This window comes from Mucilaginibacter gossypii (assembly GCF_017569325.2).
Classification (GTDB): domain Bacteria; phylum Bacteroidota; class Bacteroidia; order Sphingobacteriales; family Sphingobacteriaceae; genus Mucilaginibacter; species Mucilaginibacter gossypii.
Genome location: NZ_CP071878.2, coordinates 6,667,813 through 6,692,760, shown reverse-complemented (window position 1 = coordinate 6,692,760; position 24,948 = coordinate 6,667,813). Strand labels below are relative to the sequence as shown.

Sequence of the window (24,948 nt, the reverse complement as noted above, 5' to 3'; positions counted from 1 at the left end):
TTCGGTTATTAAAATCAGTAAACAATTATAACACATAAAGCTTGCTTGTTAAAGCAGGCTTTTTTTATCTTAGGGAAATCAAACCCTTGAAAAAATATGAGTTTTAAAACCCAGCTCAGTTCAATTTTTATTGATGAAAATAATATCCCCCCCGAATTTCAGATTGAAGAAGTACACCAGCGCGAATATCTGAGCGGTGGCGAAATGAAACCATGGAACGGCGAAGTAAGTGAAGTTTACTCACCTGTTGGTTTTTGGGCAGAGGACGGTACTTTTACCCGGAAGCTGATAGGCACCTACCCGGTTTGCACCGAAAAAGAAGCTTTTGAAGCCCTGGATGCCGCGCTTGAAGCCTATGACAATGGCCGCGGCGAATGGCCCACCATGAGCATTGCCGACCGTATTAAATGTATGGAGCGCTTTATTTACAAAATGAGCGAACAACGTACGCTGGTGGTAAAACTGCTGATGTGGGAAATAGGCAAATCATACGCTGATTCGGCTAAAGAATTTGACCGCACTATTGAATACATCAATGCCACCATCGACGCGTTAAAAGATATTGACCGTCAGTCGTCACGCTTTGAAATGGCCGAGGGCCTGGTGGCCCAGATCCGTCGTTCGCCCCTGGGGGTAGTGCTTTGTATGGGGCCGTTTAATTACCCGTTAAACGAAACTTTCACTACGCTGATCCCCGCGCTGATTATGGGGAACACCATTTTATTTAAACCGCCTAAACACGGCACACTATTGCATTACCCATTGCTAAAAGCCTTCCAGGAATCATTCCCTAAAGGAGTGGTGAACACCATTTATGGCAGGGGCGCAGTGGTAACACCCGGGCTGATGTCATCGGGCAAGGTGAATGTGCTGGCTTTCATTGGCTCAAGCAAAGTGGCAAATGATTTGAAAAAGCGCCACCCTAAAATTAATCGCTTAAGAGCTGTTTTAAGTCTGGACGCCAAGAACGCAGCTATAGTCACCAAACATGCCGACCTGCAGCAGGCTGTGAGCGAATGCATTTTAGGCTCGCTGTCATTTAACGGCCAGCGTTGTACTGCTATTAAAGTGATATTTGTACATAAAGCCGTTGCTGATGAGTTTTTAAAACTATTGAGCGAGGCCGTTGCCAAACTTAAGTTCGGACTGCCCTGGGAAAAGGACGTAAAACTTACCCCGCTCCCCGAACCTCATAAACCGGCTTACCTTACCGATATTGTAAATGACGCTTTAGCCAACGGCGCAAAAGTGATTAACGAAAACGGCGGTGAAACATCGGCTTCGTTCTTTTTCCCGGCCATAGTTTACCCGGTTAATGAAAACATGAAACTGTACCGCGAAGAGCAATTTGGACCGGTGATCCCAGTAATTCCGTTTGAAGATATTGAGGAGCCTATCGCTTACCAGATAGATTCGCCACATGGTATGCAGGTGAGTATTTTCAGTAATGATGCCAGGGAAATTTCGTCACTGATCGATCCCTTTGTGAATTTAGTAAGCCGCGTAAACATTAACAGTCAGTGCCAGCGCGGTCCGGATGTATTTCCGTTCACCGGGCGCAAGGACAGCGCCGAGGGTACACTTTCGGTACATGATGCGTTAAGGTCGTTCTCAATCCGTTCATTAGTTACCACTAAAATGACCGAAACCAACAAAAACATCATCAACGAAATTGTGAATGACAATGATTCCAATTTCCTGAGCACGAAGTTTATATTGTAGGGAACCGTTAGGACGTCATGAGGAGTAGCCCCAGGACAATCCTAAAACTACAATACATATTACGAATGACAATTAACAACTTACAGTCATGCAACTATGATACACGAAGCAATCCCGATTTACAGTCGCCCTGTATGGTTTGGATTTGCTTCGTGTCTGTTTTAAACGTTATCATTGTGATCATGTAACGGCCAGTTACATCATTACCGCTACGCTACCATATCTTCACTCGTTTATCCGGGTCTATCCACATCTTATCACCTTTCTTAATATGAAAGGCTTCGTAAAATTCAGGCACATCGGTAAACGGGCCGTTAACACGCATAAAACCGGGCGCATGTTCATTGGTTAAGATCTGGCTCGAAAGTGATTCTTTCCTGTCCTGCGTAAGCCAGCCTAATGAATATCCTAAAAAATAGCGCTGTAAGGGTGTCAACCCGTTAATAAGTTTACCCTCTTTATATTGCTGTGTTTTTTTGAACGCGTCAAGACCTATTACAATGCCGCCGAGGTCAGCAATGTTCTCACCCTGAGTAGCTTTGCCATTTACATGCAAACCATAAATGCTGTAACCATTAAACTGGTCGATAAGCATTTGGGCACGCTGACTAAATTTTACCGAATCCTGCGGTTTCCACCAGGCTTTAAGGTTTCCGGCAGCATCAAACTGGCGGCCCTGGTCATCAAAACCGTGGGTCATTTCGTGGCCAATAGTTGAGGCAGCAGCATAGCCGTAAATGACGGCATCATCAATATTTTCATCCTTGTAACCGGGAATGGTAAAAATGCCGGCAGGCAATACAATCTCGTTGTTTGACGGGTTATAGTAAGCATTATAGGTTTGAGGCGTTATATCCCATTCAGTCCGGTCGACAGGCTTGCCTAATTTAGCTGCACTGAAATTATGCCACCATTCGTTTGCCCGTAATACATTGAGGGCGTAAGGGCCCCGGTTAATTTCCAGAGTTGAAAAATCCTTCCATTTATCCGGATAACCAACTTTAGGGACAACTTTTGATAATTTGTAGTAAGCTTTCTCCTTGGTTTCGGGGCTCATCCAATCCAGCTTTTCAATATGCTCTTTAAAGCTGGTGCGCATTTCTTCAACCAGTTTCACATAGCGCTCTTTTGTCTTTTCGGGGAAATATTCTTTTACGAAGATTTGCCCTAATACCTCGCCCATCAAACCGTTTTCAGTATCCAATACCCTTTTCCAGCGTGGAAGTTGGGCCGTACTGCCATAAATCACCTTATCATAAAACCGAAACACTTCGTGATCAAACGGTTTACTGAGGTATGGCCCAAAAGCAGTGACCAGGTTCTTGCGAAGATAATTCTTCCAGTCATCTATAGTAAAAGTTTTTAGTGCTTTATTAAGCGCCCTGTAATACTCAGGCTGTCCTACAATTACGGTATCAGCATTTTTGTAGTCCATCTTTTCAAAAGTGGGTTTCCAGTCAATATCCGGGGCCAGCTTGCTCAGCGCGGCAAGTGGCATTTTGTTATAGTTATGATAAGGATCGCGCAGGTCCTCCAGTTTCCGACTGCTATCAGCCAGGAAAGTTTCCAGCGAATAAGTTTTCTTAGCGGCGGCAATTGCTTTATCGGCAGGCAGGCCTGCCAGTTTAAATATGGCGGGCAGGTAATTATTTTGATAGTCGGTACGGATGGCTACGCTATGCGCATCTTTATTAAAGTAGTAATCGCGGTTAGGCATACCAATGCCCGATTGGTATAAACCCAAAGCCATCTTTGCACTGTTCTTAGCATCCTGCCCAACATAAGCGCCGATAGGCTGTGTAACGCCAATCCTTTGTAAGTGTGCAAACTCCTCAACCAGGCTTTTGATATCCGTTATCCGGTCAATTTTATCCAGTTCATCTTTTAGTGGTGCAAGCCCCTGTTTTTCGATGTTAACGGTATCCATCCCGCTGAAATAAAAATCACCTATTTTTTGGGTGTTGCTGCCCTTCGGAGTATTAGCCTTAAGCGCGTCCTCGTTGATCTTTTTCATCTTGTCGCGCAGCTCCTCCTGCACCACATTGCCGATGCCCCAGGAGGCATATGCAGCCGGAATAGGATTTTTACGAAGCCAGGTTCCGTTGGCATACTTAAAAAAATCGTCACCGGGTTTTACGGTGGTATCCATATTATGGATTACGGGGTCGCCGGCTTCGTAAGCTTTTGTTTTGTCGGGTTGGCTGCAGGCGCTAAGTAAGGTGCCAAGCGCGGCGGCAACTATGGATAAGGATTGGGTTTTTCTGTTCATTTTTTAGGTGTGTGTATGAATTAAAATACAACAACTGTATGGTAAAATAGAATTTAGGACAGCTTATTTTTTAAAATATGATAATTTATTATATCTCCTGGAAAAAACCTGCTAAGGAAACGTTAAAATAATAACAAATTTTACGAAGTGTTTCCAACCTGATATCAATAATACCTGATTCGAGCCGGGCAATATTTATGTGTGTTTCGTTAAAAAACTTCTCCTGGGTAACCTGATTTTGTTTGCGTAAGGTTTTAATCTTCAAGGCAACTTTGCGTTTAAATGCGCTATTAGTGTCGTTAAGGTATTCAAAATCAGTTAAAAGCATGACTGGATCGGATAATATAATACTTTGTACTTTTTGTTTAAGCTAAATATAAAATAACATCATTACATTTTATATACAGATATTATTCTTTTATAAAAATGAGCAACTAACGTTTAAACATGAAATATTAATGCCACAATTTTATAATTATGGCAAAGGATTTGTATATAGCTATTCGCCCTGTATCATCTGTGAAAAAATAAAAGATTTAGTAACATCTACCTGTGAAAAATTAAATTGAATTCTCAGACGCCCAAGTTGAGATTTTTTGTTCTTTGTTTTGGGTTTAATCAATAGTTTAAATTAATTAGGGGAAAGGGAGCTTCAAAAAAAGCTCTCTTTTTTTGTTTATAAAAATTACTATGCATGCATAGTAATTTTTATATATTTATGCTTTTAATTATACCCATGTATTTTGAACTGACCGAAGAACAAAAAATGATTCGCCAGGCTGCGCGTGATTTTGCGCAAACAGAATTGAAGCCAGGTGTTATTGAACGCGACGAACAGCAAAAATTCCCTGCCGCACAGGTTAAGAAACTTGGTGAACTGGGTTTCCTGGGCATGATGGTATCTCCGCAATACGGCGGCTCCGGTATGGATGCCATATCATATGTGCTGGTGATGGAAGAACTTTCAAAGATTGACGCATCCACATCAGTAATTGTTTCTGTGAATAATTCGCTGGTATGCTATGGATTGGAGAAATATGGCAGCGAAGGACAGAAGCAAAAATATCTGGTACCGCTGGCCAAAGGCGAATGCATCGGCGCTTTCTGCCTTTCGGAGCCGGAAGCCGGCTCTGACGCTACATCACAAAGTACTACAGCCATTGATATGGGCGATCATTACCTGCTTAATGGTACTAAGAACTGGATCACCAGCGGAGGCAGCGCATCTACCTATATTGTAATAGCACAAACCAATGCCGAAAAAAAGCACCATGGTATTAACGCTTTTATTGTTGAAAAAGGAATGCCGGGCTTTACTGTTGGCCCTAAAGAGAACAAGATGGGCATACGCGGGTCGGATACCCACTCGCTGATGTTTGCCGACGTAAAAGTGCCTAAAGAGAACCGCATTGGCGAAGACGGTTTTGGGTTTAAGTTTGCCATGAACGTACTGGATGGCGGCCGTATAGGTATTGCGTCGCAGGCTTTGGGTATTGCATCCGGCGCTTATGAACTGGCCAAGCAATATGCTAAGGAGCGCAAAACTTTTGGCAAACCACTGGCGGATCACCAGGCTATCCAATTTAAGCTGGCCGATATGGCTACCGAAATTGAGGCAGCCCGTTTGATGTGCCTTAAAGCAGCGTGGTTTAAAGATCATGGAAAACCCTACGCCCAGGCATCATCAATGGCTAAACTGTATGCATCTGAAGTAGCTATGCGTACCACCACCGAAGCGGTACAGATCCATGGCGGGTATGGTTATGTGAAAGAATATCACGTTGAACGCCTGATGCGGGATGCAAAAATAACCCAGATCTATGAAGGAACATCTGAAATTCAAAGAATTGTCATTTCGCGCGGATTGTTGAAATAACGGCGCTGTTTTTATACCTTTGAAAGTATATAGATTAAGTAGACTATTTATTTAAGTATGACTTTCAAAAATATTATAGCCGGTATTTGCGGATTACTATTTCTGCAAACCGGCTTTGCTCAAACCAAACTAAAAACAGGTGTATGGCGCGGTGCGCTTAAAACTAAATCAGGCACCGAAATCCCTTTTAATTTCGAGGTCAACAACACCGGGAGCAAACAACAATTAGCTATCATTAACGGTGCCGAGCATTTTAAAGTAACAGAGGTTGCTACCAAAGGCGATTCTGTTTTTATCCATATGCCGCTGTTCAATTCAGAATTTAAGCTGAAACTTAATGGAGATAGCCTTAACGGCAACTGGGTAAGGCACCTGGCGGATAATGATCTCCTTGTTCCGTTCAGCGCCCGGCCTAATACTTCATGGCGCTTTTTTAAAAATACTGAACAACCGACATTTAATATCGGAGGCCGCTGGTCGGCAGTGTTTGGTGAGGGCGAGGACCGCGATACCACCGTTGGCGAGTTTAAGCAGGACGGTAATAGACTTACAGGTACTTTCTTAACCACCACCGGCGATTACCGTTATTTAGAAGGCTCGGTAAGTGGCAATAAACTTTACCTCTCTACTTTCGACGGTGGTCATGCCTATACTTTTACTGCTACCATTAGCGATGATAAGACCTTAACCGACGGTAAATTTTTCGCCGGCTATTCATCTGTGCAGGCATGGACCGCTGTAAAGGATGAAAATGCCAAACTTCCCGATGCATATTCACTCACTTCATTAAAGCCGGGGTATAAAAAAATAACTTTCAGCTTTAAGGACCTTGATGGCAAAACTATCTCGCTTGATGATGCCAGGTTCAGAAACAAAGTAGTAATTGTACAGATATTGGGCTCATGGTGCCCTAACTGCATGGACGAAACTGCTTTTATGGTCAACTACTATAACAAATATCACGATAAAGGTGTTGAGGTAATTGGCCTGGCCTATGAGCGCACCACCGATTTTGAGAAATCAAAGAAAGCGCTACAGCAGGTAAAAGACAGGTTTAAAGTACCTTACCCGCTGTTGGTTACCGGCTATACCAGCGATAAAAAACAAACCGCCCAAAGCCTGCCTATGTTATCAAAAGTGGTTGGCTTCCCTACCACCATCATTATTGATAAAAACGGCGACGTACAAAAGATCCATACAGGTTTTAGCGGCCCCGGTACGGGGGAGCATTATACCGAGTTTATCAACGAGTTTGAGAAATTGACGGATGAGCTAATCCAGGCCCCACCCGCTCCCTAAAGGGGGTGCTTATACGCACGCGCGCTTTTCAAAAGAAGATTTTAAACAAAAAACGCATTGCTGTCGGCAATGCGTTTTTTGTTTATGCTTAAAAAGGGGGCTTGACGGTAGTCACCCTTTTAACGGGCAGGAGGGGCGACCTCAACGCCAAAATACGCTTCCAACTCATTTAACGTTGATGAGCTGGTTGCAATATCTTTAATGATCACGCCTTTTTCCATCAGCAGGATGCGGTCGCACACATCGGTGATATGGTTAAGATCATGGCTGGAGACTATGGTAGTTACACCCTTATTCCTGTTCAGATCTTTCAGCAGGCTTTTAAGCCTGAACTGGGTGCTTGGGTCGATATTGGCAAAGGGCTCGTCCAGCATCAGCAATTGAGGTTCCTGCAACAGGCAGGCCGCTACACCAACTTTGCATTGGTTACCTTTTGACAGGTCGCGGATGTACTTCCCTTTCTTCAGGATCTCGCCGTTAAAAAAATCGGTCAGGCTAACCAACACCTCGTCAACATATGTGCGGTTATGACTATGCAGCCCTCCTATAAAATAAAAATACTCTTCAGGTGTAAGGTAATCTATCAGGAAACCTTCGTCGAGATAAGCAGCGGTGTAATCTTTCCACTTCTCATGACCAGCTACAGTTTCACCGTTGGATAAAATCTCGCCACTTTCGGCGCGAATAAGGTCAAGCACCATCCGGAACAGTGTGGTTTTACCTGCGCCGTTATTACCTACAAGGCCAACGCTTTCGCCTTTGTTAATTTGCAGGGCAGGTACATCCACAACGGTAATCCCGTTATAAACCTTTTTTAAATTTCTTACTTCAATCATAGAATTATTTATTTCTGAAGCCTTCGGCAACGGTGTAACGTTTTTGTATAAAATCCTCTTCCAGTTTTTTAACCCAAAAATCGCGGGTTAAAATGAATATGATCCCTGTACCGGCCAGCATGGCCAGGCCAATATCAGCATGTTTAAACAGGGAGAAAGGGAGGTAAATGATATACGGCGTGATCATCAAGGGAAATGAAATAAGCATTTGCGTTGCCCCCACCCCTTCCCAATTAAACGACGCACCTTTTGACAGATCTATCCGTTTGGCATTGCGGTTAGCAAAAAACAGCACAATGGTTGTGTTGATGCCGATATTCCACAGATACATTACAAAATGTACCAAAACAATGCGCCAGCCAAAATAAGCATAAGGCGTAGTCAATATAAAAGCCACGGTTGATACCATGGTAAACAGCAGGTATTTTGCCTTTAAAAAATCGCGGAAATTGATCTTGCTTACCAACAGGCCATCAAAATGAGCGCCCTGCCAGCTGTACATGAACTGCCCGTAACTAATAATAAAAATACCGGTCATGAACATGCCCACAAAAATGTACCAGGTTTGCCCGTAATGGCTGTTGGTATAAAATATGAGCCCATAAAACATAAAGAACAACCCCATAACCAATGCCGATCGTGGCCGCTTATTACGGAATATCAGTTTCAGCTCGTTTACGACAAGGTCGCCAACTTTACCAAACCTGTTTAACAGCGGAAACTCCGTACTGCTTTTATAAGCCGATGCCTTGCGCGAACTCAGCTCTTCGAGGTATAGGTTTTGTTTTAAGTAGGCAAAATTGATGTAATACATGGTTGCAGCAAGCACAACAGGCAGCAATACCAACACCGGTTTATTGAGCAAGTGGCCAAAATACAGATAGGAAATATTGCGTACCGAATACAAGTGAAACCTGAAATCGCCGGTAATAATAAGGACGAGCGCCGCTGCGAACACCAGGAAAACCCAACCGTTAAGATTGGCTTTGCGTTTAATAAACAAGGCCATGTAGTTATTGAAAAGCATGAAACCGATAATAGCCAATATAAAAGCCAGCGCAGGCAAAGCACCCGAATCGGTAAGGATTACTTTTAGAATAAAAGGTACAAAAAGTATAATGGGCCACAGGTTAAAAACCGAGAGCATGGCCGTAAAGGCCAGATAGCCGACCACCGTATTCCTTTTTATAGGTAAATGAAGATATGGCTGCACCCTTAACGTTGGCAGCTCCTGCAATTGCATGCGCATCATTAGGTCAAACAAAAAATAAAGCAGGATGATACCGCAAAAAGAAACCACTATGTCATCATGCGGAAAAACCTGGCCCAAAATTTCATTCAAAAACAAACCGGCAAGCAAAATACATCCAAAAAGATAAAGGATAAGTAAGCCCATCACCACACGGATAGCAATACTTTTACCTGTGTTTTTTGACCGCCAGAAAGCTTTAAGTTCGTGCCCGAGAAAGGTAGTGATCATAAGTATAGACAGTTAAAGGTTAAGGTATAGGTTTTATATAAAGCTAAAAGCAGACTGCACAAAGTCCAAAGCTATAAATGTTCTATATAAAAGCTATAGGTACGGTGCGCAAAGCCTAAAGTTATAAATTAATTAATATTGGTCAATTTGTTATATGATATTAATTAACACCCTTTATAAAGCGAAGCTTAAGTTAGTATTTATACCTGTCGCCCCAAAGTTTTCTTAACTTTTCTTTTGATTCGTTTTCGCGCGCATTGTTACCGGGGTCGTAAATTTTTGTTCCGCGGATAGCATCCGGCAGAAAATCAAGGTCGGTAAAATTACCTTCGTAGCTATGGGCGTATTTGTAATCCTTGCCGTAGCCTATGTTTTTCATGAATTTGGTTGGTGCGTTACGTAAGTGCAGCGGCACCGGTAAATCGCCGGTTTGGCGCACCAATGCTATAGCCGCACCAATAGCTGTTGTAGCCGAATTGCTTTTGGGCGATGTTGCCAGGTAAATAGCCGTCTGCGATAATATCAGTTGCGATTCAGGCATACCAATCTTATTAACCGCCTCAAAACAACTTTGTGCAAGCAGCAAAGCATTGGGGTTAGCGTTGCCAATATCTTCGGACGCCAGGATCAGCATACGGCGGGCTATAAACAAAGGGTCTTCGCCGCCAACAATCATTCGCGCAAGCCAATAAACCGCCCCATTAGGATCAGAGCCCCGCATAGATTTGATAAAGGCTGAAATAATATCGTAATGCTGCTCGCCGGTTTTATCATAGAGGGCCATGTTTTGCTGTACATGCTCCAATACAACCTCATCGGTTAATATTATCTCAGGTATGTCAAAAGCGTTTACCAGTAGCTCGAAAATATTGAGCAGCTTGCGCGCATCGCCTCCCGAAAGGCGCAGTAAAGCCTCGTGATCTTTGATGGTGATGTTTTTACCCTGCAAAACCACATCCTCTTTCATCGCCTTGTTCAGGAGGTCGATGAGGTCGGTTTCGGCCAGCGGCTGCAAAATATAAACCTGGCATCGCGACAGCAAAGCCGAGATAACTTCGAAAGATGGGTTTTCGGTAGTAGCGCCTATCAACGTAACAATGCCCCGTTCTACAGCGCCTAACAATGAATCCTGTTGCGATTTGGAAAAACGATGAATTTCATCAATAAACAATATCGGCAGCACCTCGCCCTGTTTTTTTAACAGTGATGCCTTTTCTATAACCTCCCTTACATCTTTTACGCCCGAGTTAATGGCACTTAAAGCAAAAAACGGACGAAACAATGACTGCGAAATAATATAAGCCAAAGTGGTTTTACCCACTCCCGGCGGTCCCCAGAATATCATCGACGGCAATGAACCCGACTCGATAGCTTTACGCAGCACCGCCCCCGGCCCAACAAGATGTTTTTGCCCTACATAATCATCAAGCGATTTGGGACGCATACGTTCGGCTAATGGCGGGAGGTTATTCATAAAAGTAAAATTCAGAAAAGAAAACGCCAAATCCTAAAAAAATTAGTAAATAGTGTTTGTGCTTACGCAGGGTTTTCAACATCTCCTCTCGAGAGGAGAATCGCACGACCCTCCCGCTTTTTGACGACTATTCTCAAGCAGGAGCTAAATAATTATCTCAATCTTGTGTAATGGGCTCATGATGTGCATGGCAGGCCTCCGCGCAATCGATACAGATTTTGGCACATTCCTGGCAATGATCGTGCTGATGTTTACCGCACTCCGCAGCGCAAAGACGGCAGATCTCCTCGCATAAAACCAGGTATTGGTGGGCAATAACTGAATCTCTTTGCAATAGGCGGGCTCCCTGGACACATATGTCAGCGCAGTCCCGATCAAGACTAATGCAGCCGGCCATCATTTTAACATCCTCTTCGTGCAGGCATTCAGTAGCACAATGTTCGCAAGCTAAAGCGCAATTCAATAGTTTTTGAATAATAGCGCGGTGATCATGATTTTGCATAATGGTAAATTTTAAGTTTTACTTAACATACTACCCGTTGCAGTTAAAAAAGGTTTGCATTAATTTGAAATGTTCGGTTCAGATTCTACAAGAACCAAAAAAGGCCGCTTTCATAATGGAAGCGGCCTTATATATATTGAATTTTTATTAATTACTGTTGGTTCGGGTTTTGGTCGCCGTTGCCATCTTCGGGATCATCAGATGGGGTGCCTACAATTTTGTAAGCTCTATTGCCGTCATCCTGAGTTTCCTGGTAGTAATAACCATCAGGGGATACAAACAGCTTTTCACCATTGATCTTGATCTTGCGGCAATCCGGTGGCAATTGAGTTACAATGTCACCAATTTGCGGGCCCTGATCAACACTGCTGCCATCTCCGTTGCCCTGATCGGTATTTAATTGGCCATCTTTACCTGCAATAACGTAAACAGTTGAGCTGTCATCTTTGGTATATGGCTGGTAGTAAACACCATTTAACTCATAGTACTGTTCGCCATTGATCATAATAGATTCGGCACCTGAAGGCAGGGTTTTAATCTCGGCCCCTATCGGCGGTTCAACAACGGTATACTGGTCATTGTATTGACGGTAGTACAAACCATCGCTGTAAAAATATTGGTAATCGCCCCACCAGAAAGGATAGTAACCATATGGCAAGAAACCTATGCTAAAACCTAACCGCGGATAATAGAATGAATTATAATAGTTACGATATGGATAATAGTAGTGGCTGCCAAAATAACCGCCGCGGCCACCGTAATGGTAAGTACCGGGATAAACCCTGCGACCACCGTATGCATATGAACCACCTCTGTAATAAGTGCCTCGACCGCCATTATAAACGCGCCTGTCTACAGTAGTATAGCTGCGGTTACCATTGTATACGGCACGACCGTTGCCGCCATAGCTGCGTTGAGGCGCCACAGATGTGCCATTTGGCCTTATTGCGTAATCACGACCACCATAACTGCGTTGTTGGGAAGCGCCTACGCTGCTGCGCGAGTCAGTTCCATAGCTCCTTTGCGGTGCTGCGATAGCGCTGCGTGTGCTACCATTAAATGAAGTTGAGGGGCGGGAAAAACTACCACCAGAAGGACGGGAAAAACTACCGCCACCCCCGCCTGACGGTCTTGAACCACCGCCGCCACCACCACCGCCGCCGCCGCGAGAACCGCCGCCACGTTGTGCATCAGCATTAAATGCCAGAGATAAGCTCAATAAGCCCCCTAAAGCAATTGTTAATAGATTTTTATATGTCCTTTTCATGATGAAAGATTTTTTAACAGATCAGCATGGTATTTTTTGCTGATATAAATATATAGACTATTAAATGTTTAAACGGTTTAACGCGTTTTTAATTATTTTTTACTCAAAAAGCGAACCAATACCAGCTATACGTACCAGCTATTGTTTTCGCTACGCTATATCCTCGGCAATAAACAAAAAAGGTTGCTCAAACTGCAGGGTAAAAAAACCATCATGGGTGGTTTTATACCTGTTATTGCCTGTAGTTTCAAGCCCGCTTATTTGTAAGCCCGACGGATGCGAAAGTACTTCAATGAACTCACCTGCGGGTTTCCACTTACTGAAGCCCGAATTAACCGGGTAGATCTTTTGTCGTTCCCTAAAAATCACCAGGTTTATTTTATCAGCATAAAACAAAAAATCTTTCAGGTTCAGCACATCGGTAATTACATTGACCGCCGGGTAATTATGCGTTACCAGGTATTTTAAAGCTGCGCCTGCCGCATTGTCACCTCCCGAAGGCATCACCTTCACGTCCGACTGCAAATCACCCGAATCACCATCACTTATTATCCAGTCGATTTTAATCCCTGATGCATCCAGCTTTTCGGCGGTACCGGTAGAGCAGATCACGGTCGGGCTCCACTCCAGCAACTGCCCCAGCATTTCCTCATCAAAAGTATCCATGCTTAAAACTAATAAAGCTGGTTCCTGTTTTTCGCGAACTATATGATGTGATGACATTGCTAATGTAGATGGAACAGATGAATATTAAATGAAAATATAAAGATGGGGTTTTTATTGATTGCTGAAACCAAATCAAAGTTTTATGACGGTAGAATAGTTTTTAATACCGATGTCATTTCCTTTAGATTAGCTTCAACAAAATAATAAGGGTTATTATTATTGTTGAAGCTTTCTTTTTGCTTCTTTTTCTTTGTTAATAACCTTAGATTTTGTGGATAAAGTTAACAGCGGTAAAGGCGCATTATTGTCATTTCCAGGCTTGTAGGCCTATCGTTCGATTTACTCCTTTACCGCTTGTTTTAAACTGTGGCATCAAATAGAAATTAGAGTTTACGAGGCTCATTAGTAAGGAATTGATGTAGTTTAAAACATGTTAACTGTTTACTAACATAAACAGGGTAAAGATATGGAATTTGAATTTTTCATTGGCATCGATGTGTCCAAAAACGAATTGGACTTTGCTGTCCAGCAAGGCAGCCGGTTTTTATTCCACCAGGAAATTGCTAACGCTCCGGCAGCAATCAATACATTTCTCAAGGAGTTGGGAAAGCTTCTTGGGTTCAGCTTAAGCAAAGCTATTTTCTGCATGGAGCATACTGGTATTTATAACAACCATGCTTTGGCTTGCCTGCATAAAAAGAAGGCACATATTTGCTTAGAAGCAGCTACCCAGATCAAGAACTCATTAGGGAATATCCGGGGCAAGAATGACAAGGTAGATGCCATGCGCATCGCCTGGTATGCTTATAAGGAGCGGGAAGGACTGCGTTTATGGGAGCCTAAGCGCGAAGCTGTGCAGCAACTTGCCCATCTTGCAGCTACCCGGTTACGGTTAATAACTGTTAAAAAACAGTTGAAAGTGCCACTAAAAGAGCATGTATCTTTCAGTCCCGGCAAAACCAGCAAGCAGAACATACAAGCCTGTAGCCATTCCTTAAAGGCGATCGAAGGGGACATAGCCAGGACAGAGCGGGCTATTGAGGAAATTATTAAAGCGGACAAAGAATTAACCCGGATATTCAAACTGGCAACTTCAGTAAGTGGCATTGGCAAAGTAACCGCCGTACAGGTCATTGTTACTACCAACGAATTCAAGGATATTAGCGACCCTAAAAAGTTCGCTTGCTATTCAGGCGTAGCACCGTTTACAGATGACTCCGGTAAGCTTATTAAAAAGGCAAGGGTATCGCATATGGCCAACAAAAAAGTCAAAACGCTCCTACATCTTGCCGCTATAGTTGCCATACAGCATAACCAAGATCTAAAACGCTTTTACGAACGTAAGGTATTGCAGGAGAAAAAGAATAAAATGAGTGTCATTAATGCAGTTAGGAACAAACTCATATTACGCCTTTTCGCCTGCGTCAACCAAAACAGACCTTACGAAAAAAATTATCAAAAATTAGTTGCTTAAATCATAGAAATCGATAGAGCGGGGTGGTCCTGCCGTTGGGGCGAAAGAGAAATCTTATACGCCCGGTAAAGCATTAACCGAAGTTAAAATAAGTCGTATAAGATTTCTCACTCGTTCCTCGTTTCGAAATGACAACGTTTCTTTAGATATAGATAGCTATCAGTACATCTTCCTGTAAAACTCCTTCAACTTCGCAGCCGGGTCTGCAGCCATATTTATGGCCGATGATACCGCAATACCGTGTATCTCCGTTTGAAGCAGCGGTTCTACATCATCTACTTGGATGCCGCCAACAGCTATCACGGGGATTCCGATGCTCAGTTTCTCCAGTTGGCGATATCCGTTAAAACCAAGCGGGTGATGCCCAACAGACTCCTCTGTATTAGTGGATGCAAATGGCCCGTAAACATAATAATCAACCACTCCGGTACTTTGTAATTTCAATAATTCATCAGCACCTGCCGCCGATACGCCAAGAGTTTTATCCGGGCCGATAATCTTGCGGATACTGGCCGGATCGGCATCACTATCATCTATATGCACACCCTGCGCATCAACCCGGTCAAGCAAGTCGTAATGATTAGCGATGATAAAGGTCGCGCCCCATTCATCGCAAATTTCGGCTATTTCGTTTATCTCATCAATCAGCTCATCTTCGGGTTTGGTAAGGCAACGGTATTGTACCCAGTTTGCGCCCGCACCGCAAGCCATCTGCACCTGTTGTACGTGGCTAAAACCGGGCAGATCATGTGTAAGATAATGAAATTTAGAAATGTATTTTTTCATTTTATAAGTCCGAATTCGGTCAAGCCCTAAAGTCGGAAAGTTTTTAATTATTAACCGAAAAGTCCGAAAGTTTTGTGTTGCAAACTTTCGGACTTTTCCGGCTTTCCTGACTTCAGACTTAGTTTTTCAGCACTTCGCTGATAGTTTTACCTACACAGCCATCAGGGGCCTGGACATGCAGTAGCGATGCTACAGTAGCCGAAATATCGGTCATATGTGTTTGGCGGGTAAGGCTGCCATGCTTAATGCCCCAGCCCATAAATACCAATGGGATATGCGAATCATAAGGATTCCAGGTGCCGTGTGTAGTACCGGTTGGCCCGCGATCGTTTGTGCCGTGGCCGGTATACCATGCCGGTTTCAGGATGATCTGGATAGCACCGCTATGCTCGGCATTATAACCATTGATGATCATACTGCGCAGCTCATCGGGAATATTGGCTTCCTGTATTTTTTGCAGGTCGATTGCATAGGCAATGCCAGGTTGTTTCTTCAGGTATTCGATACAGTCTAACTTTATAGCCTCTTCGCTAACGCCTGCTTTTGCAAGGGCCGCGTTATTAAAATTAACCTGGTAATTATCCATACTGATGATCAGGTTATCCACTTTGTATTTATCGCTGATCATCGTGTTCATTTCTTTTGCAGCTTTTCCATCATCCCAAACACCGGCAGGGATGTTATGATCTTTCAAGAAGTTAGGATTGTGGGCAGCGCCATGGTCAGCACTCAGGAAAACTGAATAATTGCCTTTACCTACAGTTGCATCTAAATAATTAAAAAACGCGGCCAGGTCCTGGTCAAGCCTTAAATAAGTGTCTTCAACCTCAACCGAGTTAGGGCCAAACTGATGGCCAACATAATCTGTTGATGAAAGGCTCACGGCTAAAAAGTCGGTTACGGTATTTTTACCCAATTTTTCGCCCTCAATAGCAGCTTTAGCCAGATCGAGCGTCATGGTGTTGCCGAACGGAGTAGAACGGATCATGCCAATATGGCCCTTATAAAGTTCGGATGTTTTGACCGGTAAGGTTGGTGTAGCGGCACCGGCAAATTTACCTTCATAACGATCGCTGTTATCGGGTGCGCTTTGTACATACGTATTAATAGGATATAACGGGTTCCAGTCCTGCTTCAGGTATTTTTCAGCAATTTTTTGATTGTTGAAGGTTTTAACCCAGGCGGGCAGGTCATTCATGTAATAAGTACTGGTGATCCAGTTACCGCTGGCATCATCAAACCAGTAAGCAGCATTGGCCGAGTGACCGGCAGGCAGGATGCCGCCGCGGTCTTTTAATGCTATGCCGATAACCTTTGAGCGAAAGTTAGTAGCCAGCCTCAATTCATCAGTAACTGTGCTAACCAGCAAGTTGCGGGGCGACATTTGCCCTGCTTTTGAAGTGCTGCCAACGGCTACCACCGTGCTGTCGTCGGTGCAATACATGGATTTACCCGTAGCCTGGATAATGAAATCGTTACCCACTATGCCATGTATGGCGGGGATAGATCCGGTATATATGCAGGTATGGCCTGCAGCGGTTACCGTTGGAATATAGTCGATATTGGTGTTTTCGCAGGTGAAGCCTTCATTAAGCATGCGCTTAAAACCACCGGTTTGGTAACGGTCATAATAGCGGTACAGGTAATCCCAGCGCATTTGGTCAACCACCAAACCCACAACTAATTTTGGGCGTGGAATTGATGCAGATGCCGGGGCAGCCGTTGTAGTTTTCTTTTTTTGGGCCGATACCGAAACGGTAGCGAAGGACAGGGAAATAAGCAGCAGATGTTTAAACTTCATCGCGAAAAAAGATTTTTGATTTCGCCAAATATCAGCAAAGCATTTAAAATGCAATGTGATGCTTTTGTTAAATATAGAGGATTGTTACAGAAACCACCTCTAAATCTCCCCCGGAAGGGGAGACTTTAAAGCCCTCTCTTCCGGGGAGGGTTTGGGTGGGGCCGTGTTTACAAAATGCCCAAATCTTTGTAAGTTTAGCAAACCAATCATTAAACCTATAATCAATGAAACGCATCCTTTTATTGCCGCTTTTGCTGCTGGCTTGCTCTGTCGTCGCTCAAAATAAAAACCCTGATGTTGTTACTACTGATGCAGGTAAAGTATCAGGCTTAACCAATCAGGCGGGCGATGTGCATATTTATAAAGGTATTCCCTTTGCAGCGCCACCGGTTGGTGATTTACGCTGGAAGGAACCACAGCCGGTAAAGCCCTGGGACGACGTTAAAAAATGCACCGATTTTGCGGCCAGCCCAATGCAGGGTAAACCAGACCCCTTTGGTGTTTACACGCGCGAATTCCTGATCCCCTATGAGCCCATCAGCGAAGACTGCCTGTACCTTAATGTATGGACTGCCGCAAAAACACCGTCAGAAAAACGCCCTGTGTTGGTTTATATTTATGGCGGTGGATTTGTAAGTGGTGGAGCTGGCGTACCTATTTATGATGGCGAGGCGATGGCTAAAAAAGGGATCATATTTGTGGTTATTAATTACCGCGTCGGGATTTTTGGTTTCTTCGCCCATCCCGAATTAACCAGGGAATCGCCGCATAATGCCTCAGGAAATTATGGTTTGATGGATCAGTTGGCTGCATTAACATGGGTGAAGAAGAATATCGCGGCTTTCGGTGGAGACCCGGATAAGGTTAGCATAGCGGGGCAGTCGGCAGGTTCCATGAGTGTAAATTGTTTGGTGGCATCGCCATTAGGTAAAGGGTTGTTCGGTGGTGCAATTGCCGAAAGCGGGGCCAGTTTTATCAGTCAGCAAGGATCAGGCGGGTTGCGGGAAGCAGAAGCAGCCGGTGTAAAAATAGCGACTGCCTTGGGTGCAAGCACCATTGCCGAACTAAGGAGTAAACCCGCTGCCGAACTGGTTGGCAAAGGCCAAAGCCGCCCGGTTATTGACGGCTATGTTTTACCCGCAACCATCGCTGATATTTTTAATGAGCATAAACAAAACGATGTGCCTGTACTTACCGGCTGGAACGAAGACGACGCTTTTGTAGGTCCGCCAAAAACTGCTGAAGAGTATAAAAAGATGATAAAAAGCCAATATGGTGCCGATGCTGATGCATTTTTAAAACTATACCCGGCGGGTTCGGACCAGGAAGCCGCGACCTCCCAAACCCGGATAAACCGCGATCAGATCTTCGGGATGCAGAATTATACCTGGGCCAATGTGCAAAATGAAAAAGGGAAATCTAAAATTTACGTCTACCGTTTTACCCGCCGCCTGCCTGCCACTGCCGATTTTGTAAAATACGGCGCTTTCCATACTGGCGAGGTTGCTTATGCCTATGATAACCTCAAATTCCTGAACCGGCCATGGGAACCTGTCGATCAGCAACTGGCCAATACAATGAGCACTTACTGGGTTAATTTCGTTAAAACCGGTAACCCGAACGGGAAAGGCGTACCTGCATGGCCGGCTTATACAACAATTGATCATAAAATAATGATATTGGGTGAGAAGCCGGGCGCAAAACCTTTGCCGGATAAAGTCGCTTTGGATTTTATGGTGAAGAAGGCCAACGGAAAGTAATACATAGATAAAGACCCAGATAATAAACGCTGCCAGATACATTTAGGTAGGGAAGTCTTAAACACCCGCATAATAAACTGATGAGACAGCCAGGCTTGAAATGTTAGTGGATACCATAAAACAAAAACAAAAGGGTATAAACCCGGAATAATGTAAAAAAATTCCCCTCTTAAAAATTTGGATAATAAAACTTAAATCACTTATCTTCGTTAATTACCAAAACGCAAGACTATGTAAGCAGAGGGCTTACATAGTCTTGTTTGCTTTTATAAGCATTGCGTCCTTTCTTAAAACAGGGAAGGGCGGTTTTTTTTGGTTGATTAACAGTAATAATATTAATTAATTTTTGCGTTATGGCAGAGGTATCATACTATACCAAAGATGGTTTAGAGAAATTAAAAGAAGAACTACAGAGATTAAAAACAACCGGCCGTGCCGATATATCAAAAGCTATTGCTGAGGCACGCGACAAAGGCGATCTGTCGGAAAATGCCGAATACGATGCGGCTAAAGAAGCGCAGGGCTTACATGAGGCCAAAATAGCCCAGATGCAGGAAACACTGGCCAATGCGCGCCTGCTTGATGAATCAAAACTTGACGTTTCGAAGGTACTTGCATTGTCGATAGTAAAGATCAAGAACCTGAAAAACGGAGCTACCATGAGTTATCAGCTGGTATCAGAGAGTGAAGCCGATCTTAAAACCGGTAAAATCTCGGTAGCGTCGCCGATAGCTAAAGGCCTGCTTGGCAAAAAGGTTGGTGAAAAAACCGAGATCACCGTACCTGCAGGTAAAATTGAATTCGAGATCCTGGAAATAAGCAGATAATTTAATTAGGTGAGTGGTTTATTATGTTGATTGGGTTTTATCCAGCTGTCATAATTAACTGCTTACCTGAATAATTTGCGCTATAAAAGAACCACTCATCCAATCAACATAACAAACCACTCACCAATAATGACCATCTTTTCAAAAATAGTTGCAGGCGAGATCCCCGCTTATAAAGTGGCCGAGAACGATGAATTTCTGGCTTTTTTGGATATTTTTCCGCTTACGGAAGGTCACCTGCTGGTGATCCCAAAGAAGGAGGTTGATTATCTTTTTGATTTGGACGATGATACTTATATAGGCTTACAGGTATTTGCCAAAAAAGTAGCCCTCGGTTTAAAAATGGCTGTTCCCTGCCCACGGGTTGGAGTAGCAGTTATGGGCCTTGATGTGCCCCATGCGCATATCCATCTTATACCGATGAATGATATGAGCAGCATTAACTTTTCGCTCCCCAAACAAAAATTCACCCCCGAACAATTTAACACTACCGCCGAGAAGATCAGACAGGCAATCAGTTAACAATTTGGATAACATTAATCAAGCTATTAGCTATTAGTTTTGCTCATGCTGCTTTTAGCTTATATATAGACAAAAAGGCCTCATCATAATATAAGTGACGAGGCCTTTTTATGTTTAAAACTCCACATGTGCCCTTAGCGAAAAGACATTTACCGGCCCCCTGTCCTTATTATAGGCCGGGTTGAGCAAAAACTGGTAACCGGGTGTAAGCCAGAACTTTTTTTGGTATGCGTTTATTTTATAATCAAGTTCGGCAATAAATTCGGTGCCGTAATTAAGCTTGCCATCGCCTATGATGAAACCGTAGCCGCCGGCTGCAAGATAATCACGATGGGCGTTTGAGATGCCGTTGGCTACAAAAGCGAGGCCCAGTTCGTCATCGCCACGGTTCCATGAACTACCTTTAAGTACGCCGCCAAAACTCAATGAACGGTCAATCTCGGTAAAATACCATGTTTGGGTTTTACCATCATTATAACTCACTTTGGCAAATACCCCAAAATCTTTGGTCAGATATTGGTCGGCGCTGATGCCGAAACCATATTTGTGCCTGCCATAAGCTTGTGTGGTATCAACATTGGGGGCAACAGGGCTTTGCGCGATTGCCAGGCGATAATCTCCCATTTTGCCATTATTACGGAAACCTAAGATCCTGAAGGTACCTTTTTGGCCGTTAAGTGTATAGCGTTTTTCGTATTCTAAGGTCTGGGTGTTTGCCTTACCAATTTTCTGATCCCAGATAGCTCCGTTGGCGGTAGTGGTTGACATGGTAAAGGCAAAACGCAAAGTCCAGTTAGGTTGCCCTAATTCGGTATGGATCCCCATAACATACCCGCGGGTATTGGCGGGATAATCCCATGCGCCGTTATCCATTAAGCTCCAGTTCATGAACTGCGTACGCGGATCATGGCTAAATTCATTGCCGTCATAAAAATCGGCCATACCAAATTTACCTACGGTAACCGAAAAGTAACGCTTGCTTTTTAAACCGGCTAACTGGTTGGCATCATCGCTAATGGTGTCTTTATCCTTGCCCCATTCAAAGTTTTGGGTAAAATATAAGCGGGCGATGTAGATCTTCGGCTCTGCGCCGCCTACACGAAAAGTTTCGCCATTAGGGAAACCTGCCGCACCCAGCGTTTTGCTCAGGCCCGATCCGCCCGAAAGTTCGGGATTAAAATAAGCTTCGGCGCCTTTCCAGAGCCTTGCACCGCCAAAAAGCGTAGTGGTAATTGAGCTTTGTGTTTCTTCTTTGGTAAGTAAACTATTGTCGCCGTTATAATCGGCATGAAACGATGGTTTGTATTGGGTAATTACTGTTTGCTGGAAATGGAAGTTGAACCGCTGACGTTTAGCTGTATCCTGCCCCAAAGCGACGGCGGTAATTAATACGGGTATTATAGTAAGTATAAGTTTTTTCATGGGCTGTCAATTTTGGCGCAAAAGTAAGCTTTCACGTTAACTTGAACCACATTCGTCAAAAAACTGTTTTAAATAATGCTCCATAAATGTGTGCCTTTGTTCGGCAAGTGCCTTACCGGCAGGCGTATTCATTTTATTTTTAAGTAGTAATAGCTTTTCGTAAAAGTGATTAATAGTTGGTGCGGTAGTGTTTTTATATTCTTCCCTGGTCATGTTAAGGTTTGGCGGGATCTCGGGATTGTACAATTCGCGGCCTTTAAAGCCTCCATAGGTAAAGGCACGGGCAATACCGATGGCGCCAATAGCATCCAGCCTGTCGGCATCCTGTACTACAGCCAGTTCGGGCGAATGAAAGGAGGGTTTATCAAAGCTGGCCTTGAACGACATATGCCTGATGATCTGTTGCACATGTTCGGTAACACCAGTATCAACATTCATACTTTGCAGGTAATTGCCGGCAGTACGCGGGCCAATCTCTTCATCGCCATTATGAAACTTACTATCGGCAATGTCATGCAGCAGGGCAGCAAGTTCAACTACCAGCTGATCGGTTTTTTCTGTTTGGTTGATGAGCCTCGCGTTTGTCCAAACACGGTGAATATGCCACCAGTCGTGACCACCTTCTGCGTCGCTGAGCGTATTGCGCACAAAATTTGCAGTGGCTTCAATGATTTTATTATGTTCCATCTTTTGCAAAGATACTAAGCAAAAGACAGAACAATGGGGTTGTGTATAAAACGTTAAGCAGCGGCTATTTTTTCTGTATCGATAAGTTCGGCAACTTCAATCTCCAAAATAGCGGAGATCTGAAAAAGCCTTTCCACTGTTATTTTTGTATAACCTAACTCAATTTTGCTATACGCGTTTTGTGATATACCCAGCTTGGCTGCAAGATATTCCTGGGTGTAATTTAATCCCTCCCTGGTATGCCTTATGTTAGCAGCTATAGCCTTGATCTTTAAATTTAGCATATCTTTCATCCATTTACTTATTAGTTCGATTATAAATAACGAAAATAATGGGGTTATGGATTTCAAAATTTTCAATTTTTTTAATGGCTAACCAATTGAAAAGCTGATATTTTATACTTTTTTAATTAAAAATTAACAGCCCTTTATAAGAGCCGGTATAAATACATAGGTTTTAACAACCATATTAATTAATAATAAAGACAAAAAAAGCGACAGGCCGCAAAGTCTGTCGCTTTCAAATTCCTTTTTATTAAAAAAACTACTCGCTTAAATTGTAACTAACAATTACCGTGGGCAATAAAGTAGCCGTTTCAAGCGGTACCTGGTTATAAGATATGATTGGCTTGCGTTTGCTGTAATAATCAAATGCCGCCTTTATAGTAGCATTGCTTGTATTTGTCGGCGCATTAAAGTTAATGGAAAACGGCAAAATAAAATCATGCAGTTTTTCATGATCGGGGATGATCCATTTATGATTTGATTTTTTTAGCGCCTCAATGATGGGTACTACCAGTATGGCATCATCGGCATAGTAAACAATTATTTTTTTAATCAAACCTTTTTCATCAGCGGTAAATTTAAACACCGCTGTTCCGCTTGCTTTCTTTTTAATGATTTCGGGCGATACAACAAGACTGTCTTTAAAAAAGCGGTTCATAATAGGACTACCGCCCTGAAACGGAAATGCCAATTGCGCTTGTGCTTTAACCAGTACTGATGATAAAATAAGTGTTATAAATAACAGGATCTTTTTCATTTAATTTTCTTCTTTCGGTTCGCGTTTGCTGCCCTGGTATAATTCATACTCAAACAAGCGGCAATCAAGCTTACCATTATAAAATTCAATTTTTCGGGCTGCCTTCAGGCCTATCTTTTTGGCCAGGTCGGGATTACCCGTAAAAACGTAACCATTATACCCAAGGCATTTCTTTTTCATAAAATCGCCCATACGCTTATAGGTGATCTCCAGCTTAGTGTGTACGCCTAAACGCTCACCGTATTCGGGGTTAAACATTACTACACCAGTTTCTGCCGGAACCTCAGTATCTTCAAAATCACAAACGGCAAAATCGATCAAATGTTCTACGCCGGCTGTTCTGGCATTTTTACGGGCGATGTCAACTGCGTCTTCAGAGATATCGGTGGCAATGATTTTAAAGCCGGTTTCCTTTTTTGCTTTATCTTTTAAATTGCGGCGTTCGGCAAAAAATACGGTTTCATCGTAACCCAGTATGTGCATAAAACCATAATTCATCCTGAACAAACCCGGAGATTTATCAGTAGCCAGCAATGCTGCTTCAATAGCCAGGGTACCCGAACCGCACATAGGGTTAATGAATGTGCTTTTCATATCCCATTTAGTAGCCATAATGGTTGATGCTGCCAAAGCCTCAAGCATTGGTGCCTTGCCGGGTATCTTACGGTAGCTGTGCTTGGCCAGGGTTTCGCCCGATGTATCCAGGAAAATTTCGGCACGGTCATCCTGCCAGTAAAGATGTACCAGGGTTTTATTAACCTCCGGGCCCGAATCGGGCCTGATACCTTTAATGGATTTGATCCTGTCGGCAATGGCATCCTTTACCTTTACATTGGCAAACAGCGGGGTAAGGATGTGCTCGTTATTTACATTTGATGATACCGAGAAATAGCCGGTAAAATCAATCAACTTTTCCCACTCAATGGTTACCAGCTCATCGTAAAGCTCTTTCGGGTCGCGGGCGGTAAAAGTTTTTAACGAATACAGGATCTGGCTTGCGCAACGCAGGTTCAAATTAAGCGGAATAGTATCTGTAACGGTCCCTTTTAGTTCAACCCCGGTAGGGAAAACGCGGACCGGCTCATAGCCTAAAGCTTCAACCTCCCTTTGCAGGTAAGGCGAAAGCCTTTTGTTACATGTAATTATGATTTTACTTTCGGTGTGGAAAACTTGCATATTAATTCGGTAAAATTAAGAATTAAAAAGCCCCTATTTTAATTTCTTACTATTAACTTTA

Annotated in this window: 22 protein-coding genes; 7 read left to right on the top strand and 15 right to left on the bottom strand. The window is 43.4% G+C overall.

Features of this window, described 5'->3' with window-relative positions; all coding sequences use genetic code 11:
- The first annotated feature begins 96 nt into the window (after positions 1-96).
- Positions 97-1,722: an NADP-dependent glyceraldehyde-3-phosphate dehydrogenase gene (locus J3L18_RS28760; RefSeq protein WP_091171655.1), complete on the top strand. Its 1,626-nt coding sequence runs from the start codon at positions 97-99 to the stop codon at positions 1,720-1,722.
- A 214-nt stretch (positions 1,723-1,936) separates the two neighbouring features.
- Here J3L18_RS28760 and J3L18_RS28755 read toward each other — a convergent pair whose 3' ends face one another.
- Both J3L18_RS28755 and J3L18_RS28750 read right to left on the bottom strand, forming a co-directional pair.
- Positions 1,937-3,991, bottom strand: a complete 2,055-nt coding sequence (locus tag J3L18_RS28755) for a M13 family metallopeptidase (protein WP_129568098.1) — start codon at positions 3,989-3,991, stop codon at positions 1,937-1,939.
- 88 nt (positions 3,992-4,079) lie between these two features.
- Positions 4,080-4,319, bottom strand: coding sequence for a helix-turn-helix domain-containing protein (locus tag J3L18_RS28750; RefSeq protein ID WP_112651072.1), 240 nt, complete (start codon positions 4,317-4,319; stop codon positions 4,080-4,082).
- Between the two features lie 408 nt (positions 4,320-4,727).
- On the opposite strand from J3L18_RS28750, the gene J3L18_RS28745 reads away from it, so the two are divergent.
- Together J3L18_RS28745 and J3L18_RS28740 are read left to right on the top strand one after the other, a co-directional pair.
- Positions 4,728-5,867 carry an acyl-CoA dehydrogenase gene (locus tag J3L18_RS28745; protein ID WP_129568170.1) on the top strand — a complete coding sequence of 380 codons (1,140 nt, stop codon included), beginning with the start codon at positions 4,728-4,730 and terminating at the stop codon, positions 5,865-5,867.
- Between the two features lie 57 nt (positions 5,868-5,924).
- Positions 5,925-7,166, top strand: a complete 1,242-nt coding sequence (locus J3L18_RS28740) for a peroxiredoxin family protein (protein ID WP_129568097.1) — start codon at positions 5,925-5,927, stop codon at positions 7,164-7,166.
- Positions 7,167-7,285: 119 nt separating this feature from the next.
- Here the strand turns inward: J3L18_RS28740 and J3L18_RS28735 are convergent, their stop codons facing one another.
- The 6 genes from J3L18_RS28735 to J3L18_RS28710 form a co-directional block, all read right to left on the bottom strand.
- Positions 7,286-8,002, bottom strand: coding sequence for an ABC transporter ATP-binding protein (locus J3L18_RS28735; protein WP_129568096.1), 717 nt, complete (start codon positions 8,000-8,002; stop codon positions 7,286-7,288).
- A gap of 4 nt (positions 8,003-8,006) precedes the next feature.
- Complete coding sequence (locus J3L18_RS28730; RefSeq protein ID WP_129568095.1) at positions 8,007-9,482, bottom strand: DUF5687 family protein; 1,476 nt, start codon at positions 9,480-9,482, stop codon at positions 8,007-8,009.
- 193 nt (positions 9,483-9,675) lie between these two features.
- Positions 9,676-10,956, bottom strand: coding sequence for a replication-associated recombination protein A (locus J3L18_RS28725; protein ID WP_129568094.1), 1,281 nt, complete (start codon positions 10,954-10,956; stop codon positions 9,676-9,678).
- A gap of 157 nt (positions 10,957-11,113) precedes the next feature.
- Entirely contained in the window at positions 11,114-11,458 is a 345-nt protein-coding gene (locus tag J3L18_RS28720) for a four-helix bundle copper-binding protein (protein WP_129568093.1), read from the bottom strand.
- A gap of 151 nt (positions 11,459-11,609) precedes the next feature.
- Complete coding sequence (locus tag J3L18_RS28715; RefSeq protein ID WP_189549075.1) at positions 11,610-12,725, bottom strand: DUF6515 family protein; 1,116 nt, start codon at positions 12,723-12,725, stop codon at positions 11,610-11,612.
- A 150-nt stretch (positions 12,726-12,875) separates the two neighbouring features.
- Positions 12,876-13,448, bottom strand: a complete 573-nt coding sequence (locus J3L18_RS28710) for a thiamine diphosphokinase (protein ID WP_129568090.1) — start codon at positions 13,446-13,448, stop codon at positions 12,876-12,878.
- Between the two features lie 409 nt (positions 13,449-13,857).
- Here J3L18_RS28710 and J3L18_RS28705 point away from each other — a divergent pair, with 409 nt between their 5' ends.
- On the top strand, positions 13,858-14,865 hold the full coding sequence (locus tag J3L18_RS28705; protein WP_129571973.1) for an IS110 family RNA-guided transposase: 1,008 nt from the start codon (positions 13,858-13,860) through the stop codon (positions 14,863-14,865).
- Positions 14,866-15,024: 159 nt separating this feature from the next.
- On the opposite strand, the gene J3L18_RS28700 is transcribed toward J3L18_RS28705, so the two are convergent.
- Entirely contained in the window at positions 15,025-15,651 is a 627-nt protein-coding gene (locus J3L18_RS28700) for a thiamine phosphate synthase (protein WP_129570828.1), read from the bottom strand.
- 118 nt (positions 15,652-15,769) lie between these two features.
- On the bottom strand, positions 15,770-17,452 hold the full coding sequence (pafA, locus tag J3L18_RS28695) for an alkaline phosphatase PafA (RefSeq protein WP_129570827.1): 1,683 nt from the start codon (positions 17,450-17,452) through the stop codon (positions 15,770-15,772).
- 224 nt (positions 17,453-17,676) lie between these two features.
- Between pafA and J3L18_RS28690 the strand changes: the two genes are divergently transcribed.
- From J3L18_RS28690 to J3L18_RS28680, 3 genes are all read left to right on the top strand, one after another.
- Positions 17,677-19,212, top strand: a complete 1,536-nt coding sequence (locus tag J3L18_RS28690; RefSeq protein WP_129570826.1) for a carboxylesterase/lipase family protein — start codon at positions 17,677-17,679, stop codon at positions 19,210-19,212.
- 353 nt (positions 19,213-19,565) lie between these two features.
- Positions 19,566-20,039, top strand: a complete 474-nt coding sequence (gene greA, locus J3L18_RS28685) for a transcription elongation factor GreA (protein ID WP_090530524.1) — start codon at positions 19,566-19,568, stop codon at positions 20,037-20,039.
- 126 nt (positions 20,040-20,165) lie between these two features.
- The gene (locus J3L18_RS28680; RefSeq protein ID WP_129570832.1) at positions 20,166-20,561 is read left to right on the top strand and encodes an HIT family protein; all 396 of its coding nucleotides are present in this window, start codon (positions 20,166-20,168) and stop codon (positions 20,559-20,561) included.
- A 114-nt stretch (positions 20,562-20,675) separates the two neighbouring features.
- Here J3L18_RS28680 and J3L18_RS28675 read toward each other — a convergent pair whose 3' ends face one another.
- The 5 genes from J3L18_RS28675 to J3L18_RS28655 form a co-directional block, all read right to left on the bottom strand.
- Positions 20,676-21,983, bottom strand: coding sequence for a carbohydrate porin (locus tag J3L18_RS28675; RefSeq protein WP_129570825.1), 1,308 nt, complete (start codon positions 21,981-21,983; stop codon positions 20,676-20,678).
- Between the two features lie 36 nt (positions 21,984-22,019).
- The gene (locus J3L18_RS28670; RefSeq protein WP_129570824.1) at positions 22,020-22,670 is read right to left on the bottom strand and encodes an HD domain-containing protein; all 651 of its coding nucleotides are present in this window, start codon (positions 22,668-22,670) and stop codon (positions 22,020-22,022) included.
- Between the two features lie 53 nt (positions 22,671-22,723).
- Complete coding sequence (locus tag J3L18_RS28665) at positions 22,724-22,963, bottom strand: helix-turn-helix domain-containing protein (RefSeq protein WP_091171621.1); 240 nt, start codon at positions 22,961-22,963, stop codon at positions 22,724-22,726.
- 250 nt (positions 22,964-23,213) lie between these two features.
- Positions 23,214-23,711, bottom strand: coding sequence for a hypothetical protein (locus J3L18_RS28660; protein ID WP_091171619.1), 498 nt, complete (start codon positions 23,709-23,711; stop codon positions 23,214-23,216).
- On the bottom strand, positions 23,712-24,887 hold the full coding sequence (locus tag J3L18_RS28655; RefSeq protein ID WP_091171618.1) for a THUMP domain-containing class I SAM-dependent RNA methyltransferase: 1,176 nt from the start codon (positions 24,885-24,887) through the stop codon (positions 23,712-23,714). It lies immediately after the preceding gene.
- Positions 24,888-24,948: the final 61 nt, after the last annotated feature.